Source organism: Gilliamella sp. B2923 (assembly GCF_026536565.1).
GTDB lineage: Bacteria > Pseudomonadota > Gammaproteobacteria > Enterobacterales > Orbaceae > Gilliamella.
The window spans coordinates 1-18,347 of record NZ_JAFNNZ010000014.1; the positions used below are offsets into that span (position 1 = coordinate 1).

Annotated in this window: 16 protein-coding genes; 5 read left to right on the forward strand and 11 right to left on the reverse strand. The window is 36.2% G+C overall.

What is annotated here, in order from left to right:
* From J3U42_RS11155 to J3U42_RS11170, 4 genes are all read right to left on the reverse strand, one after another.
* Nucleotides 1–335, reverse strand: a 335-nt coding sequence (locus J3U42_RS11155) for a hypothetical protein (RefSeq protein ID WP_267336482.1), incomplete at its 3' end; no start/stop codon positions are given.
* A gap of 369 nt (nt 336–704) precedes the next feature.
* Nucleotides 705–1,295, reverse strand: coding sequence for a hypothetical protein (locus tag J3U42_RS11160; protein WP_220218564.1), 591 nt, complete (start codon nt 1,293–1,295; stop codon nt 705–707).
* 76 nt (nt 1,296–1,371) lie between these two features.
* A complete protein-coding gene (locus J3U42_RS11165) occupies nt 1,372–2,046 on the reverse strand; it encodes a hypothetical protein (RefSeq protein ID WP_267336483.1) in 675 nt (224 codons plus the stop codon).
* A gap of 51 nt (nt 2,047–2,097) precedes the next feature.
* Nucleotides 2,098–2,688: a hypothetical protein gene (locus J3U42_RS11170; RefSeq protein WP_220225343.1), complete on the reverse strand. Its 591-nt coding sequence runs from the start codon at nt 2,686–2,688 to the stop codon at nt 2,098–2,100.
* A 776-nt stretch (nt 2,689–3,464) separates the two neighbouring features.
* Between J3U42_RS11170 and J3U42_RS11175 the strand changes: the two genes are divergently transcribed.
* The 4 genes from J3U42_RS11175 to lysS all read left to right on the forward strand — a co-directional run bounded on the left by J3U42_RS11175 (nt 3,465) and on the right by lysS (nt 8,158).
* Nucleotides 3,465–4,193, forward strand: a complete 729-nt coding sequence (locus J3U42_RS11175) for a type 1 glutamine amidotransferase (RefSeq protein ID WP_267336484.1) — start codon at nt 3,465–3,467, stop codon at nt 4,191–4,193.
* 523 nt (nt 4,194–4,716) lie between these two features.
* A complete protein-coding gene (locus J3U42_RS11180; RefSeq protein WP_267336485.1) occupies nt 4,717–5,343 on the forward strand; it encodes a Fe-Mn family superoxide dismutase in 627 nt (208 codons plus the stop codon).
* A 171-nt stretch (nt 5,344–5,514) separates the two neighbouring features.
* A protein-coding gene (prfB, locus tag J3U42_RS11185; protein WP_324169869.1) for a peptide chain release factor 2 occupies nt 5,515–6,613 on the forward strand; the annotation gives its coding sequence in 2 pieces (ribosomal slippage) (nt 5,515–5,589 and nt 5,591–6,613; 1,098 coding nt in all).
* Nucleotides 6,614–6,643: 30 nt separating this feature from the next.
* Nucleotides 6,644–8,158 (forward strand): lysine--tRNA ligase, encoded by a 1,515-nt coding sequence (gene lysS, locus J3U42_RS11190; RefSeq protein ID WP_267336486.1) that lies wholly within the window; start codon nt 6,644–6,646, stop codon nt 8,156–8,158.
* Nucleotides 8,159–8,408: 250 nt separating this feature from the next.
* Here lysS and J3U42_RS11195 read toward each other — a convergent pair whose 3' ends face one another.
* From J3U42_RS11195 to J3U42_RS11225, 7 genes are all read right to left on the reverse strand, one after another.
* Nucleotides 8,409–9,542, reverse strand: a complete 1,134-nt coding sequence (locus J3U42_RS11195; RefSeq protein WP_267336487.1) for a hypothetical protein — start codon at nt 9,540–9,542, stop codon at nt 8,409–8,411.
* An 864-nt stretch (nt 9,543–10,406) separates the two neighbouring features.
* On the reverse strand, nt 10,407–11,654 hold the full coding sequence (locus J3U42_RS11200; RefSeq protein WP_370634038.1) for a uracil-xanthine permease family protein: 1,248 nt from the start codon (nt 11,652–11,654) through the stop codon (nt 10,407–10,409).
* A 107-nt stretch (nt 11,655–11,761) separates the two neighbouring features.
* Nucleotides 11,762–12,388 carry a uracil phosphoribosyltransferase gene (gene upp / locus J3U42_RS11205; RefSeq protein ID WP_220218557.1) on the reverse strand — a complete coding sequence of 209 codons (627 nt, stop codon included), beginning with the start codon at nt 12,386–12,388 and terminating at the stop codon, nt 11,762–11,764.
* A 350-nt stretch (nt 12,389–12,738) separates the two neighbouring features.
* Entirely contained in the window at nt 12,739–13,743 is a 1,005-nt protein-coding gene (gene gntR / locus J3U42_RS11210; RefSeq protein ID WP_220218556.1) for a gluconate operon transcriptional repressor GntR, read from the reverse strand.
* On the reverse strand, nt 13,736–14,428 hold the full coding sequence (gene ung / locus J3U42_RS11215) for a uracil-DNA glycosylase (RefSeq protein WP_267336488.1): 693 nt from the start codon (nt 14,426–14,428) through the stop codon (nt 13,736–13,738). The genes gntR and ung overlap by 8 nt, the downstream gene beginning before the upstream one ends.
* A gap of 106 nt (nt 14,429–14,534) precedes the next feature.
* Nucleotides 14,535–15,674: a glycoside hydrolase family 88/105 protein gene (locus J3U42_RS11220; RefSeq protein ID WP_267336489.1), complete on the reverse strand. Its 1,140-nt coding sequence runs from the start codon at nt 15,672–15,674 to the stop codon at nt 14,535–14,537.
* Nucleotides 15,675–15,717: 43 nt separating this feature from the next.
* Entirely contained in the window at nt 15,718–17,238 is a 1,521-nt protein-coding gene (locus J3U42_RS11225; protein ID WP_267336490.1) for an MFS transporter, read from the reverse strand.
* Nucleotides 17,239–17,884: 646 nt separating this feature from the next.
* On the opposite strand from J3U42_RS11225, the gene grcA reads away from it, so the two are divergent.
* Nucleotides 17,885–18,268: an autonomous glycyl radical cofactor GrcA gene (gene grcA / locus J3U42_RS11230; protein WP_220218552.1), complete on the forward strand. Its 384-nt coding sequence runs from the start codon at nt 17,885–17,887 to the stop codon at nt 18,266–18,268.
* Nucleotides 18,269–18,347: the final 79 nt, after the last annotated feature.

Consider the following 18,347-nt stretch of genomic DNA (forward strand, 5'->3'; position numbering starts at 1 on the left):
ATATCATAGGAATCCTGAACAATCTGCTTTAAATTTTCTTGGGTTAAAGTAATCTTATAGGATTGTTCTGATTGGGACTGCTTATCTAAATTTCCGGCCAATTCATCAAAAGCCTTTTCACTCCCCGAACGTTCATTTTCTGTTTTTGCATGTTGCCAATGTGTGGCAAAAGGATATAAAACATGTTTATCACCAATTGGCGGGCTGGCAAGCGGAGCTTGCATAATTTGGGTAATAAAATGGTCTTTTTTATTTTTATTAATCGGTTGGCTATTCGCCATTTGCTTACAACCTATCATAAATAGGATGGTTATACATACTATTATCAATCTCATTGCCAATATTCCTTATTTATTTTTTACAATGTTTTCCCGTACTTTAAAAAACGCTTGTATAGAATAACGAGTGCAGTATATGAGTGCGGTTTTCAGAATTTATGGAGAGTATATACCTGATTTCAGATAATAGTGAATTTATTTCTTCTTTATTTTAGGTGGATTTTTAATTGATAAGTTACTTTGAATAATAACAATTTTTGCCAATATATTTTTTTATTATCACGCATATTATGCACGGCAATCCATAGCAAAAAAATCCTGAATAATTATATATCATTTAGTCGCAATAAATTGGTATATCATTATTCAGGATTTTTATGTTGATTTTCTATAAAACTATTTAAAACTAATTCTTTTTTAAAACTATTATTTTCTATTGCGTAATACGCCATATTTGAAGTAATCTTCCATTCCTATATTATCCTCAGTATTGTAATCAGCAGGTATAGGGCAGTCCAATATTTTGGTTTCAATTGGTAAAGGTTTTAATTTTACTTCCTTAGTGACTTCATAAATTTTTTCAATCTCAAAAAAAACATTTTCTTCATCAAATGTACCCAAGCAAATTCCATTTTTATTATTTTCTAATCGAACATCAATAGAATATACATATTTATTAGCAACGAGGAGCACATCTCTTAAAATGTCATTTTTATCATATAAGAGAATATAAAAATTTTTATGATTATCTTTAATTTCAATGGGTCGAACATAATAAAACTCTGCATCAAGACCAAAAGTATCTGGAAGCATATAGTCTTCATTATTAAGATTAAAAAGCTTGTCTAACTCTTTTGATTTAAAATAATCATTATTTCGATCATATTGTGCTTCATAGACAAATTTTGTATCTATATATTGATTTTCGTAGGCATTACAACCGAATGGTAAAAAAATTGCTAAAAATAAACTAATCAAATAGTTTTTAATTTTTATGGTAGTGCGGTTTATTTTCATTTTCATCATCTTTATCTTTGGTATTATAGGAATTTAGTCTAATTTTTGCCGATATATTTTTTTATTACCACGCATTTTATACACTGCAATCCATAGTATAAAAATCTAGAATGGATAAATACCATTTATTATCTAATTGGGTTAGATAAAATATAAAAATATTTTTTTCATGATTCGGTATTATACCTGGAAAGTTTTCTATATAAACAACTTTAACTGTTTTAGGGGCTATTATATCGGCAATGGCTTGATATTCCTCCCAAACAGGATTTTTTTCAAATTGATAGTGTTTTAGTTCCCAATGATAATAATCAAGCGCTATTTTTAAAGCCTCAATATTTTTTTCTTTTGAATTGGCATACAGACCTAGTTTAGTGACTTTTTCACTACATGGATCAAATGTAGGATATTGTTCATATTGTATTTTAGGATTGCCAGATATTGAAAAACCTAGCAATTCATCGTCTACCCAAGACGGTATTGTATTTTCAATTATTTTATTATTCGATTTAAATTGTTCAATTCTTCTCATTGTTGGGCTGGTACTTCCATTATATACAATGAAAAGACCTATATCTTTATTAATATATTGGTTAATTTCTTTAAAATTCTTTTTATTAAAAAGGTCAATAAGTTGATAAACCGTAGCATCAAAATGTGGGATTGTTTGAGTCACTGCTGATTGATTTTCTATTTTTTGACTACATGCTATATTAGCCAAAGACAATAGAATCAGTAATAATATTCTCATGTTAAAATTCCCATGTTTTTTAGTTGTTTATCTTTCTTTCGAACTTAAACTTCATTTGCCATCAAATTCAACTTTTCCTTGACTTATCCATTGATTATCTTTCCACTCGCCGTCACACATATCTACCCCTGACCTAACAACTTTTGAGTTTTTGATATCGATAATGATACATTGATAGTTTCCGTTTAGTTCCTCTGATGTTCCAACATAACCTTTGCTAATAGTATCCATTTCAACATAATGTTTATTTTCAGATATTTTAAAATCAATTGAATAAATACCTGCATATACGTCATCGTATCCTTCATATCCTTCGATTTTAGATATAACACCATTTCTACTTAGTCTTGGTTCTGAATAAAGTTTGTAATCTTTAATATAATTTAAGAAGATTAATTCTTCTTGATCGCTGATTTTTAGTTTATAGGCATAGCCTGATTGACCAGATAAATGCGTATCAGACTGCAAATCTATCTTAGGAGAAACCTTAGGAGTAGAAGAAGGAGGAGACTCTAAAAAAACCTCAGTAACTACGTAATCATATTCAATGGGAGTGACATGATCATCAGCTTGTTGACTCTCAATTTTTTGACTACACGCTATGTTAGCCAAAGACAATAGAATCAGTAATAATATTCTCATTTTAAAATTGTTTCCTTTTACTATTAAGTCGACTGACAGGAAAAGCAAAAAAATTCAACCCCCAAAAAGTAATATGTGGTAAAAATTGCTTCATAGGGTTTTCTCTTTTGTATTTTTACGTTTTAAAAAAAACAGTATAAGTAAAACTGAAATATAAAGAATTAAAGGAATCTTATAAATCATATCAATGATATTTTGTCCTATCATTTCATTTTCATCAGAAAACAAAACATAATAACTATTGTGACTTAAATAATTAATATAATTATAATTTTCAGAAAGAGGATTCAATTTTAGCGCCAAAAAGACAGTAGGATCATCCTTGCAAATAAGAATTTGGGTAAAACATTTAATTAATAGTAATAGTATTATTAACATCTTTAATAATTTCATTTTGTCATCCATTTATACTCTTATTGGATAGATTGAATTTCGACTTTAATTCGGGGATGTGCTTCATAAATATTAATTTTCCCCTATTCTTTTCTTCCAATAATATAATGATATTCAATATCTACCCAATTATTTTTTACAACATGTCATTTTTCTACATCATTGCGCTAAAACCATAAAATCTCTCGCCGGGGCCAATTTTAGGAATTCTGAAACCTGTTAAAGCAGATTTTTATACCAAATATCTCCCCAGCTCCCGCATAATACGCCAAATCTTCACTATTGTATTTCTTAATAAAAGATTCATAATAAACATCGCGCTTAATTGTCCATATTCAATATAAAGTAGGACACAGATCGATAAGATTAAAGGAGATTTACCAATGCATGTGCACTTTATCATCCACGAAGATTTCGAAGCACCTGGCGCATATGAGCAATGGGCAAAAATGCATCAACACACCATTAGTTATTCTCGTGTTTATCTTGGTCAGCCGCTTCCCGATAAGATAGATAAGATTGATATGTTGATTATCATGGGCGGACCACAATCGCCAGCAACGACAAAAAAAGAGTGCCCGCATTTTGACTCATTAGCCGAGCAGGCCGTCATATCTACGGCAATTAAATTACAAAAAATAGTCATCGGTGTCTGTCTTGGCTCGCAACTAATTGGTGAAGCCTTAGGTGCACATTTCGAGCATAGTCCGGAAAAAGAGATTGGCAAATTCCCAATTACGTTGACCGAAGCAGGCAAAAGAAATCCGCTTTTTTCTCATTTCGGTGATAGTTTGGCGGTCGGCCACTGGCACAATGATATGCCGGGTTTAACTCAAGATGCCAAAATCATTGCTTATAGTGAAGGCTGTCCACGACAAATTATTGCTTATGGCAAATTGGTGTATGGTTTTCAATGTCATATGGAGTTAACCCATGAAGTGGTTGAAAAGTTGATTGCCCACTCGCAAAATGATCTTAATCAAGCCGCTAAATATCGTTTTGTTGATACTGAAGATAAATTACGCAGTCATGATTACAGTAAGATGAATTATAAACTCTTTGTTTTCTTAGATAAACTTACCCAACTTTACCTATCATCAACCTCAAATTAAGAGGTTGATTGTTCATTGTAATAATTGTAGTTAGGCGAAATGATCAAGTAGATAAGCCAGAAAAACGGCGTAATTTGAGGCTAAAATTAGGTAAAAGTATTTTACCTTAAAACGTAAATTTCATTGGTGGAAAAATCGCAAGTCATTTAGTGTCGCCGATCTTAATAATCGTTCATGTTGCTACTTGCATAAAAAACATTATTCGGTCTTATTAAGACAGCTAAAAGATGTAGATATGTATTTGCAATATAACAAAATGACCAATCTCCGTTTAGCATTGAAAAACTTAATAGCTTATTATCAGGAAGTAAAATTAGTCAGCGAAAATGATGCTATCATGATGTCTATCCCACGTCTAACCAATCATGACACTCATTAATATTAAACGCTAAATTGGTATAAATTGATTAATTATTAAATAGTCATTAACTATCTAAACAATAGATTGTGAGTAAAACAATTTAACCGTATACTCAATTAATTAAAGCAATAACTAAAATCTAATTTTGAAAGGAGTATCCTCATGGCCTATACATTACCACCACTTCCTTATGCTTATGACGCATTAGAACCGTATATCGATTCAGAAACGATGCATCTTCACCATGACAAACATCATCAAACTTATGTCAACAATGCTAACGCACTTTTAGAATCTTTACCGGCCGAACTCAAAGATTTATGCCCTAAAACTTTACTTCAAAATTTAGACAAAGTACCAGCAGACAAACTGACTGGAATTAAAAACAACGTGGGTGGTCATGTTAATCACACCCTATTTTGGGAACTACTCAAAGTTGGTACTGAACTTAAAGGCGAACTAAAAGCAGCGATTGAGAAAGATTTTGGTTCAGTTGATGCATTTAAAGAGAAATTTTCAAACGCCGCTGCCACTCGTTTTGGTTCTGGTTGGGCTTGGTTAGTATTGCAAAATGGCAAACTAGAAGTTGTCTCTACTGCAAATCAAGATTCACCGGTAATGGGCGAAAAATTTTCAGGTGTTTCAGGTACGCCAATTTTAACTTTAGATGTGTGGGAACACGCTTACTATTTGAAATACCAAAATCGTCGTGTTGATTATATCGGTGCTTTTTGGAATGTCATTAACTGGGACAAAGTTGCTGAGTTATACGCTCAAGCTAAAAAATAGACTTTTTAAACTTCATACCCTCCTGTTTGATCAATGACGCTTTAAGCGTCATTTTTTTCTTAATTAAGCTCATTGCATTGACCCGATAACAAATTGGCAATTGCTAAAATATACTTAAATCCGCTACAATGGGCGATTATTTAAATATCAGAAAACCGAACAAATTAACACATGTTTGAAATTAATCCGATAAAATCCAAAATAGCCGAACTTACCGAGCGCACAAACGTGATTCGGGGGTATCTTTGACTATGATCTCAAGAAAGAGCGGCTTGAAGAAGTCAACGCCGAATTAGAACAGTCCGAAGTTTGGGCAGATCCCGAAAAAGCACAAGCGTTAGGTAAAGAACGAGTCACACTTGAAGAAATCATAAATACTATCAACTCATTAACCCAAGGTCTTGACGATGTCGAAGGTTTACTTGAACTTGCTATTGAAGCCGAAGACCAAGAAACTTTCGATGAGGCTAATGCTGAGCTTGAACAGTTAGAAAAGAAACTGGCCGGACTTGAGTTTCGCCGTATGTTCTCCGGTGATTATGACAGTGCCGATTGTTATTTAGATATACAGTCGGGGTCTGGTGGTACTGAAGCGCAAGATTGGGCTGAAATGTTACTGAGAATGTACTTACGTTGGGCTGAATCGAAAGGATTTACAACTGAGGTTATGGAAGTTTCTGACGGTGATGTTGCCGGCATTAAATCTGCGACAATCAAAGTATCGGGTGACTATGCTTATGGTTGGTTACGTACCGAAACCGGCGTACATCGTTTAGTTCGTAAAAGCCCATTTGATTCAGGTAATCGCCGTCATACATCATTTGCATCGGTTTTTGTCTATCCGGAAATTGATGATAATATTGATATCGATATTAACCCCGCTGATCTTCGTATTGATGTTTACCGAGCATCCGGCGCCGGCGGACAACATGTCAATAAAACGGAATCAGCTGTTCGAATCACGCATGTGCCGACGGGAATTGTGACGCAGTGTCAAAATAACCGTTCTCAGCATAGTAATAAAGATCAGGCCATGAAACAGTTAAAAGCAAAACTGTACGAACTTGAGATGCAAAAGAAAAACGCTGAAAAACAGCAGATGGAAGAAAACAAATCTGATATCGGTTGGGGCAGTCAAATTCGTTCTTATGTGCTTGATGACTCAAGAATTAAAGATTTGCGTACCGGCGTTGAAACGCGTAACACTCAGGCCGTTTTAGACGGTGATTTAGATCAATTTATTGAAGAAAGCTTAAAAGCAGGTTTATAAACCGCTTGGTTATAAATAAAAGGTAAAATTATGTCAACACAGCAAGAGCAACAAAACCATATTGAAGAGTTAAATAACGAACTAGCTATCCGTCGTGAAAAGCTAGCAAATATTCGCCAGCAAGGTATTGCTTTCCCAAATGATTTTCGTCGTGATGCTATTTCAAGTGATCTTCATAAATTGTATGACGATAAAACCAACGAAGAATTAATTGAAAATAAAATTACCGTTACCGTTGCCGGCCGTATGATGATGCGCCGTATTATGGGTAAAGCTTCTTTTGTTTCTTTGCAAGATGTTGCGGGACAAATCCAACTTTATGTGACCCGAGATGATCTACCTGAAAACTATTATAACGAACAGTTCAAAAAATGGGATTTAGGCGATATTGTTGGTGCTAAAGGTTATCTATTTAAAACCAAAACAGGGGAGCTTTCGATTCACTGTGAAGAGATTCGTTTATTAACCAAAGCGCTACGACCATTACCGGATAAATTTCATGGCCTTGCGGATCAAGAGATGCGTTATCGTCAACGTTATTTGGATCTTATCACTAATGAAGAATCAAGAAATACCTTTATCGCTCGCTCAAAAGTGGTAACTGAAATTCGTAACTTCATGTTAGAAAACCACTTTATGGAAGTTGAAACCCCAATGATGCAAGTGATTCCTGGTGGGGCATCAGCTAAACCTTTTATTACGCATCATAACGCCCTCGATTTAGATATGTACTTACGAATCGCACCAGAACTCTACTTAAAACGTTTGGTCGTCGGTGGCTTTGAGCGTGTGTTTGAAATTAACCGTAACTTCCGTAACGAAGGGGTTTCGCCAAGACATAATCCGGAATTTACCATGATGGAAATGTATATGGCGTATGCCGATTATAAAGATCTGATTGTATTAACCGAAGCACTATTCCGTCGCTTAGCTATCGCGGTAACCGGTGATGCAGTTGTACAATACGGTGAACACACTTTTGATTTTGGTAAACCATTTATCAAAATGACCATGCGTGAAGCGATTTGTCATTATCGACCAGAAACCAATAATGCGGATTTAGATGATTTTGATAAAGCCTGTGCGATTGCAAAAGCCGTGGGAATCAAAGTGGAAAAAGGCTGGGGGCTTGGTCGAGTTGTGACTGAAATTTTTGAAGAAGTTGCCGAAGCTAATCTGATTCAACCAACATTTATCACCGAATACCCGGCAGAAGTCTCACCACTAGCTCGTCGAAACGATGAAAACCCATTTGTGACAGACCGATTCGAGTTCTTTATTGGTGGTCGTGAAATTGGTAATGGCTTCTCAGAACTTAACGATGCCGAAGACCAAGCACAACGTTTTGCTGATCAAGTATCGCAAAAAGATGCCGGTGATGATGAAGCTATGTTCTATGATGAAGATTATATCACTGCATTAGAACATGGTTTACCGCCGACAGCAGGGCTAGGAATTGGGATTGATAGAACCGTAATGCTATTTACCAATAGCCATACAATTCGGGACGTGATTTTATTCCCAACAATGCGTCCAATTAAATAGTTGCTACTGACTTAAAACTCACTTATAAAAACATAAGTGAGTTTTTTATTACCAAAAATCTCGCTTCTTAACTTTTTATGTAAAACGCTAAAAAAATAACCCACCCTAGTGAGGTGGGTTTTTCATGCGGGGCTACGCCACAAAAATGCTTCTTTATTGCAAGGCTACGTTGACTCATCGAGTCAACTAGCCTTTAACAACTTAACGCTATTTCTGCTACTTTCTATTCTCCAATCCTAAGAAATTAGAATTAAGGCCAGACGCAAAGCCCTTTGCTTTTGTTGTAGTCTTCTTTCTCTTCATCGTAGACACCCCAATCTATAGTACCCTCGTCCCCGAACACAATAAAGTGGTAGGTAATACCAATTGAGTCACCAGTCCAGTACCAGTGGGGAGTAAAATCAGTCTCAGGATAGCTGCGCATAGTACCCCACTCAGTAAAGAAACCTGCACCAATGTGACGCTGGTAAACGTTACTCGGTGAAGGAGGGGTTGCACCGACTGAGCCTTCGCAGCTAACAGCTGCATTGTGACGCTGGCAAGATGCATTGGTTAGATCTTTTACCTTAGGAATCCGATAACCTATATTATTACACCACGCAACTGTATTCGGATGAACATAAAAACCATTACCACGACCGACGAACCACTGCTTTAAGACAAACCCATACTTGACCACAGCATTACCATTACTATCACGGCCAACTAACTCGAATGTCTGAGGTAAAGTAGGTTTAGCAACAGGACCGGGATTATTTAAACCCCACTGAGATTGGGATGCAACTGGGCCTGTTAATGTAACACGAACCCCTGTACTTGTAGAATTGGTCATAGTAGCTGTGATACCACCATGTGAAACTGGAGACCACGATAATACCTGATTATTACCACTAATAGCTAAATCAAAGTACAAATTGTTACCACCAACGGTAGGAAAGTTTAAATCATAAGATGACTGAGGAAGAAAGCCATTATTCGGATCCCACATCGTAGCTGGGCCAGCATAAGCACTTACACCATATTTCAAGCTAGGCTTGGCAAAACAAACCGCAGGCCCCGTCTTAGGATTAACATAATAAGTAACATCATTTGCACTAAAAGTACTACCTTGTGGAATGCCATAACGTGTAGCTAATGTGCTATCAGTGTTAGTTAATTTAACTTGATAAGGTGCCTTACAAATTTCCGGTACTGTATTACGTGATACCGCTTGGTCATATTTATCCACAATAGACAAACTTAAACTACCGGTAGCAGTTATATCACCATCACCATCATCATCCCCCCAATAATAATAAGGCGAACCAATCAATGCACTCAATTCAACTTCATTGGTATCAGTTGGCATTAACATGTTTATATCAGCAAAACTCTGACCTATCACAGGCAACTCGATTGGAGTTGTGGATGAAGTATTGGTTGAAGGCGTGTACTGCACGCCGTTGGATAACGTAATTCCGAGTAGACCATCGGTATCAACTGCGCGAGTGTGACCTCCGTCAAAAGTTAAATACGGCGCGCTACCCTCAATAGGGTTCGACGTTTTAGAGGTTAATGCATGGGCGGAAAAAGAAGTCGAAAATAAAATCGCCACACCTAAAAAAATCTGCTGAGATAATCTTGAACCGTAAGAGGATCGACGAAGAGATCTTAAATTTTGTTTTATTAATGAACTGGAGTGAAAAACGATATGTTGAGAGTTTGAATTATGTGAATTTGAATTAAAGGCTATTTTTTGAAAATTACGAAACATGTTCGACTATCCTGTCAATTATAATTATGATTTATTACTTGATTTTAGTTATCCAACTAAAATGCTATAAAAGTATAGTGACTGGAAAAATACGATGCAATTCCTTTTTCCATAGAAAACAGTTAACTTTAGTAAAGAAAATCGCAGAAAAATCAAACAATGATCGAATAAACACAGCTTTAATTAAAATCCTCTTTAAAAAACTTTAAAAAACTTTAAAAAAACATATTTTTTGATTAAAAAAAATCCAATCTTAGTTTATAAAATTAACGGTTTTAGTCATTGTATGAAATTTGAGTAGGATGTTGAGCTTCAAAAACCCGGCTTATCAACTTTTTTGCTGTAAAACCTGTCCATCACTTAAGGTCGGATTATTAATGCGGGGCAACATTGCAAGACGGGATTTTAAACTTTAAAAATCCCGTGCCACAATGTTTTGAAAAAAGAAGTGACATTTTTTAGCTATTCATCAATTTAATGATTAGCCACGATTTATTAGTCGGTTGACTTATGAGGTAAGATTAAATTTAGTACAATGGCTAAAATTCCACATAAGCTGATACCTTGTAGCGCATAGGATCCAAAATCAAAGATCATTCCACCAATACCAAACACAAGGACTAATGAAACAATGCACATATTGCGTGATATCGAAAGATCGACCTTATGTTTAATCAATATATTTATGCCTACTGATGCAATCGAACCGAATAAAAGTACCATAATCCCCCCCATTACAACAGTTGGAATTGTACTTAAAAAAGCGCCGATCTTACCAACAAATGACATGAAAATTGCCCAAATTGCCGCCCAAGTCATTACTCGTGTTTTAAAATTACGGGTTAACGTGACAGCGCCAATAACTTCGGCATAAGTGATACAAGGCGGACCACCAAAGAAGCCGGCACTTGAGGTTGCTAATCCATCACCAAGCAACGTTCTTTGCAATCCCGGTTCTCGGGTATAATCTTTTCCGGTTACGGCACTAATGGCCATAATATCACCCACATGCTCAATCGTTGGTGCAATAACAATTGGGATCATATATAAGATAGCTTGCCAGTGAAACTCCGGAAAGGTGAAATCCGGCACTTTAAACCATGGGGCATCAATAATGGGTTGAAAATTGACAATCCCCATTACACACGACAAAGCATACCCCACAACAATACCGGCAATAATCGGCACTAATCTAAAAAAGCCTTTGGCCCAAATTGCCACAATTAAGGTGGTTAATAGTGACGCCATTGAAATCAAAATTAACTGATAGCTTTCCGCTGGTATTCCGCTGTCGGTACCCATTGCCATTTTTACTGCAACTGGTGCAAGCGATAGACCGATAACCATAATAATTGGTCCGGTAACCACTGGCGGTAAAATGCGATCAATAACGTGCTTACCGTTAATTTTCACCAAAAAGGCAAAAAACATAAACACAAAACCGGCAGCAACCAGTCCACCCAATGTTGCAGGTATACCCCACTGTGCTACGCCAAAAGAAATCGGTGCGATAAAAGCAAATGATGAAGCTAAAAATACCGGTACTTTTCCTTTGGTGGTGAGTTGAAATAATAACGTCCCCACTCCAGCTGTGAATAAAGCAACATTGGTATTTAATCCGGTTAAAAGTGGTACAAGTACTAATGCACCAAATGCAACAAATAGCATTTGGGCCCCGGTAAAAATATCTTGCCACGAGTGTTTAAGTTGTGATGCATCATTATCGATATTGTCTGTTGTAATTTTAGACACATTGTCCTCTCTTATTCAACTTAATGTTAATCATCTCTATTTATAATCAAATAGTAGGCATAAAAAAACCGGTTAAAACCGGTCTAAAATTTGAGATTTTATTTGGTGCCGAATATTTTATCGCCGGCATCACCAAGTCCGGGTAAAATGTAGCCCTTCTCATTCAATCGTTCATCAATTGAAGCAGTATAAAGCTCAACATCCGGATGTGCTTGCTCAAGCACTTTAATACCTTCCGGTGCAGCAACTAAAACTAAAACTTTAATATTTTTACAGCCCGCTTTTTTGAGCAAATCAATGGTCGCAACCATAGATCCACCTGTTGCCAACATTGGATCGACAACTAAAGCCATTCGCTCTTCAATATCTGATGTTAATTTTTGAAAATAGGGTACAGGTTCGAGGGTTTCTTCGTTACGGTAAAAACCAACAACGCTAATCCGGGCACTTGGTATATGCTCAAGAACGCCATCCATCATACCTAAACCTGCTCGTAAGATAGGTACTACCGTAATTTTTTTACCTTTGATTTGTTCAACTTGAACAGGACCACACCAACCTTCGATAGTAACAGTTTCGGTCGGTAAATCAGCGGTTGCTTCATAAGTTAATAAGCTGCCAACTTCACTGGCAAGATCGCGAAAGTCTTTAGTACTAATATCGTGTTCGCGCATTAAGCCAATTTTATGGCGTACAAGAGGGTGTTTTACTTCAACAATTTTCATGGGAGCCTCAGTGTTATCTTTTATAATCTGTTAGTCGTTATAAATAACCACTGAGCGATAATTCTAACATAGTTATCACTTTATGAAAACCCGAATTGAATATGCCTATTTAAAACATAACGCTCTGTTAGATAAGCAAAAACAGATAAAAAACCAATAGTTTTATTTTTGTTTTCGCTTTTTTTTCATTAGGATCATTAAGCAAAGGCAGCATATGAAGCGCAGTTTATATAAACTGATATTTCTTAAGCAACAGCTCATTTATTGATAAGTAAAAACTGACTAAATTGCTATTATCAACCAGATTAATAGGTTTGATTTAGAACATTAACTCGTGCAATTTACGATAATCAAATACTTTCACCGTCTAAATATTGAACAGGGAAATCAACAACTTTTTCACAAATGGTTTCACCATTTATCGACTTTAATAACATTTGTGCCGATTTTTGTCCCATTTCAATTCTTGGTGTTGAAACTGATGCCAATTTTGGGGTAACCACTTGACCAACGTCATGCCCATGAAAACCTGCCACCGCAATCTGGTTTGGCACATCAATATTAAGGCGTTGACACTCAAACAGTACACCTAGCGCCAAATCATCGTTGGTACTAAATACGCCGTCAATTTGAGGATATTGTTGCAAAGCTTGATGAAGCAGTTGTTTACCTAAAGAGTAAGAAGAAGATTGTTTCGTGGCAAAAGTTTTCGCAACCAATCCGGCATCGTTCATCGCCTGTTCATAACCTTGCTGACGGATAAGACTGCGATCATCCTGACGAGCACTAAAATAAGCAATATGCTTATGGCCTTTGTTAATCATACGCTCAATCATATTTTTGGCGACTTGAAAATTATCAATACCAACCGCCATATCAATACAAGGGGAAACACTATCCATAATCTCAACCACAGGAACGCCTGATATTTCAATCATTTTAAGGGTTGCGGGGGTATGTGTTCGTTCAGTTAAGATTAACCCGTCAACATTGTAAGCCAGTAATGAACGTAAGCGCATTTCTTCTTTTTCCGGGCTATACCCGGTATGGGCAATCATGGTTTGATAACCATACTTATCGGTCTCGATCTCAATGCCTTTTAACACATCCGCAAAAACTTGATTGGTTAATGACGGCAATAACACACCAATAGCATAACTTTTAGCATTCGATAACATATCCGGCGCTTTATTGGGAATATAGCCAAGTTGGTCTATCGCTGCTGAAATTTGAGATTGAAGTGGTTTAGAAACAAGATTGGGATCACGCAAGTAACGGCTTACCGTCATTTTACTTATCCCAATTAAATTAGCTATTTCCTGCAAGCCAGTTCGACGTTTTTTATTACTACCCATTATTTTGTTCCGGTAACCTTGGTTGCCAATCTATCGGCGTTTTTCCCTGTTGGATAATCAAACTATTGGCTTTAGAAAAATGCTGACACCCAAAAAAGCCACGATGTGCGGATAATGGTGAAGGGTGAACAGCTGTTAAAACATGATGCTTTTGACGATTGATAAATTGACCTTTCTTTTGCGCAGGCGATCCCCATAACAAAAATACTACCCCGTCGAGGTATTGATCAACCGCCGCAATAACATGATCAGTAAATGTTTCCCAGCCTATTTTGGCATGGGAATGCGCTTGCCCGGCTTGAACAGTTAATACATTATTTAATAGCAACACCCCTTGGGTTGCCCAATAGCCTAAATAGCCATGCGACGGAATTTGAAACCCTGCTATATCAGTTGAAAGTTCTTTATAGATGTTTAATAGCGATGGAGGCGGTTTAATTCCGGGTAACACAGAAAATGATAAACCGTGTGCTTGATTTGGGCCGTGATAAGGATCTTGTCCTAAAATCACCACTTTGATATCACTAAATGGCGTAAAACGAAAAGCATTAAAAACATCATGCTGAGGGGGATAGATAACTTTTCCCTCAGCTCGCTGTGATGCCACAAATTGCATTATTTGTTTAAAATAAGGCTTCTCTTTTTCCGATCCAATGACATCATTCCATGTTAATTGATTAGTCATACAGTACCTTTACTATAATTTGATATGGCTGGCAATGTTGCTTGCTCATCCCCCTAATTATACCTAAAAATAATAATAAGCCTAATGCTAATCAATATTGTTAAAACTAAATAAAAACCCTTAAATATTCAGTCAAACATAAAATTGCCATTGATTGCCCATATGGCATTGAAGTTAGTGGAATATTTTTATAATAATCCAAATTATGACCCATGGCGGTACCAAACGAAACATTTAACAAAGTACCTTCATCATTGATATTTGCCATGACACCTTTAATGGCTTTTTCTGCCATGAGCTTATAGTCATCAGCGATATAACGTTTCCTGATCGATTTTAATATCCCATAGGCAAAACCAGCTGTCGCCGATGTTTCTAAATAGGAATTAGGATCATCAATAATTGTATGCCATAAGCCACTTTCATCTTGGTATTTAGCGAGTGCTTCTACTTGAGCATTTAACACCTCAATTAATAATCTTCGAACAGGATCATCAATAGTCAGATCGAGTAGCTCAATAAATTCCGGAATAACAATAGTTAGCCAACTGTTACCCCTTGCCCACCTTGCTTTTGCAAAGTTATGGTTACCTTCAAAACTCCAACCATGAAACCAAAGCCCTGTTTGACGATCCATTAAATATTGAACGTGGATTAATATTTGATAGATTGCTTCTTGAATATATTCAGGTTTATTAAGCAGTTGGCCAATTTTGGCAATTGGCAATACGCTCATCATCAAGGTATCATCCCAAAGTTGTTGATGATTTTCACTGTTATAAACAATATGTTGCAAGCCACCAAACTTAGTCCGAGGCATTTGATACATAACCCAATCTGCCCAACACTCTAAATAAGGTAAAAATACCGGATTTTGCGTCTCTTGATAACGATAAGCTAAGGTTAAAAATGGACACACGGTATTGACGTTCTTCGTTGGAGTCCCTTCGGATAAACGCTGTTTAAACCAGTCATCAATAATAGCAAGTGTCGATTTATCGCCGGTTTGTTGGTAAAATTGGTACATACCATAAAGACCAATGCCATGCGTCCACTCCCAGCCATTCCAACCTTTTGTGTCAATCACTCGACCGTCATCTAAGCGAAGAAGAAATTCACCTGTCTCATCTTTAATATTAATCAGATTATTCACAATCTTTTTAATCAATTTTTCTAAATCAGCTCGAGCAATTAAATGTTCGGGCTTACACAGTAACTTGCTATGTTTTACAGGAAATATCTGCATGTTTTGTTTACCTCTAATCAAACTCATATAAAAACCAATAACGCTATTTACGTTTATAACCGATATTGTTATTGCCCCAAAGCTTAGTGACAGGCATACCCGTTAACATTTCAACTACCGGCTTACCTTCATCACTGACTCTTTTTTCACTCTGAGAGCCAATACCTTTGATATTGTTAATTTCATCAATTAATATTTTGTGAGTTTTTAGATTCAATTTAAATTTCAAAGAAATTAAAAAGCCAAGTGTTAAAACCAAGATAGTCCCGGCTACTAATAACAATAAAATCGTTTGCGATACCGCTGGCGGCTGTTGGTTTTGCCCACTGACAAAACCAGACCACTGTAAACAGACACCAATTAACATCACTGCGCCAGCCTGCGAGGCTTTACGGGTAAATGTCATTACACCAGCAAAGATACCTTCTCGACGCTTACCGGTGATGATTTCATCGACATCAGAAATATAGGTATAGATATTCCAAGGAACATAATTAATCCCGCCTCGCCCTAATCCTGCAATAGCTGAAACGGTAATTAACAATGTATGAATATGACTTAAGTTGTAATACCAAATAATCCCATAAGCTAAGCAACTCATACCAAAAATAGCCACGACACCACGATAAGCTGGCGCAGGGCCATATTTAATACACAACGGCATCATACACAGCACGGCAATAAACTGCGTAATGGACATTGTCCCAATTAGTGTAGAGGCAACGGTCGGCTCTTGTAATAGCACAAAAATGACATAATAAGTAAACACAGCATTAAAGACGTCTTGAGCAATATAGCCACCCAAATACATTCCAAGATGCTGCCTAAATATTTTTATTTTGAAAGTGGATAGCAGTTCGATAATTAAATGGGAAATACTTTCTTTAAAAGACAAGGAGGCGGCCTCTTGTTCGGCTTGCAACGCTTCTTTGGATTTAAGCGCTGTTGGTCTTTCCCAGGTAAACAAGTACACCATGCAAAGCGCAAATGAGCATAGAATAGAAAACACTAAGCTGGCATAAAAGAAGGATATTGCATTATCTTTACCAAAGTAATTGAGTAAAACTCCCGGTAAGAAACCAGCTAAAATGGCAGATAACTGCGCCATTGAAATTCTTGCCCCTGAAAACTTAGTTTTTTGTTTAAAATCATCGGTCATCTCTGGCACAAGGGTTTCATAAGGCACCAGCACCATGGTATAAACCATATCAAAAAAGAGATAAGTGAATAAGTAATAGAGATAATTCATACCCGGCGCCCACATTACGCTATAACTAAAAATAAGTGGAATACCGAGTAAAATAAAGAATTTACGCCGTCCAAAACGTTGTCCTAAACGTGTGCGCCCAAAGTTATCGGTTAAATACCCCATTAACGGGCTAATAACCGCATCAAGTACTCTTGCTGCCGCAAAAATAAATGTCGCTTCAATCGGCGTTAACCCACAAAAATTGGTATAAAAATATAACAACCATACCGCCGTTAATGCCGTGGTACCCGCTCCTAAAAAATCACCGGCGCCATAAGCCAGATAATTTTTTAAACCAATCACTCTATTTTTCATCTTACCACCACTTTTTATCTAACTACTGCTCAAGATCAACATCTCTTTTAGATGCTCAAGTTAGTCTAGGGTGGGTGTTGCTTTGACACTTTAACGTCACTGCCAACTTTTTTTAAAAATGGCAAAAATTTAAAAGTCGACGTGATGTTGTTCACAAATATTCTTTTTTTATCAAATAAATTTCGTTCGGCAAAAAAAATTATGAAACAATAATTTAAATTTTATTTCAGTAAAGTAAATTTACTCCAGCTATTCATCAGCAGTAAAAGTGTGAAGTATAAATAGTTTGCCTCTATTCAGGCGATTTATATCAAATAGAATGGTATGTTGATTGAGTGATTGTCATTAATAACAATCTATTGAGTAGCAAAGACTAGCGGCCAACTTCAAGTTGGCCAGCATTTTAGGCTGATTATTAAGGCTGGATACAAAGCGATCTATTTCTAAACCGAACATGTGTATCTAACATATTGATACCCAAATCATTTATAAAATATTACAATCCGTTTTATTGATTACCTGACTAAAAAGTGATCTAAGGTATTGCTTATCAGATTGATAGCTTTTTTTGACTTTAATCAATTTTTTAAAGTGCTATATTACAATCAATTATTCAGGACAATAACGTCCGTTAGGAGGATTTAAAATGATTACAGGTATCCAAATCACTAAAGCAGACAATGCAGCACTATTAAACTCTTTCTGGTTATTAGATGATTCAACTAAAGAAGCACGTTGTGTTGCTGCTAAATCTGTTTACAAAGAAGATCAAGTCATTCCAACAGCTGAACTTGGTCAATTCGAATATCGTGAAATTCCATTAGATGTCGCACCAACAATTAAAGTTGAAGGTGGCCAACACTTAAATGTTAACGTACTTCGTCGTGAAACATTAGAAGATGCTGTGCAACATCCGGAAAAATATCCTCAATTAACTATTCGTGTTTCTGGTTATGCAGTACGTTTTAACTCTTTAACTGCAGAACAACAACGTGACGTTATTGCTCGTACTTTTACAACTAAAATTTAGTTCTAAATGACAATAAATAAAATTAAACATTAAACCCATCTTGCCCAGCTTTGCTGGGTTTTTTTACTTTCAATTAAGT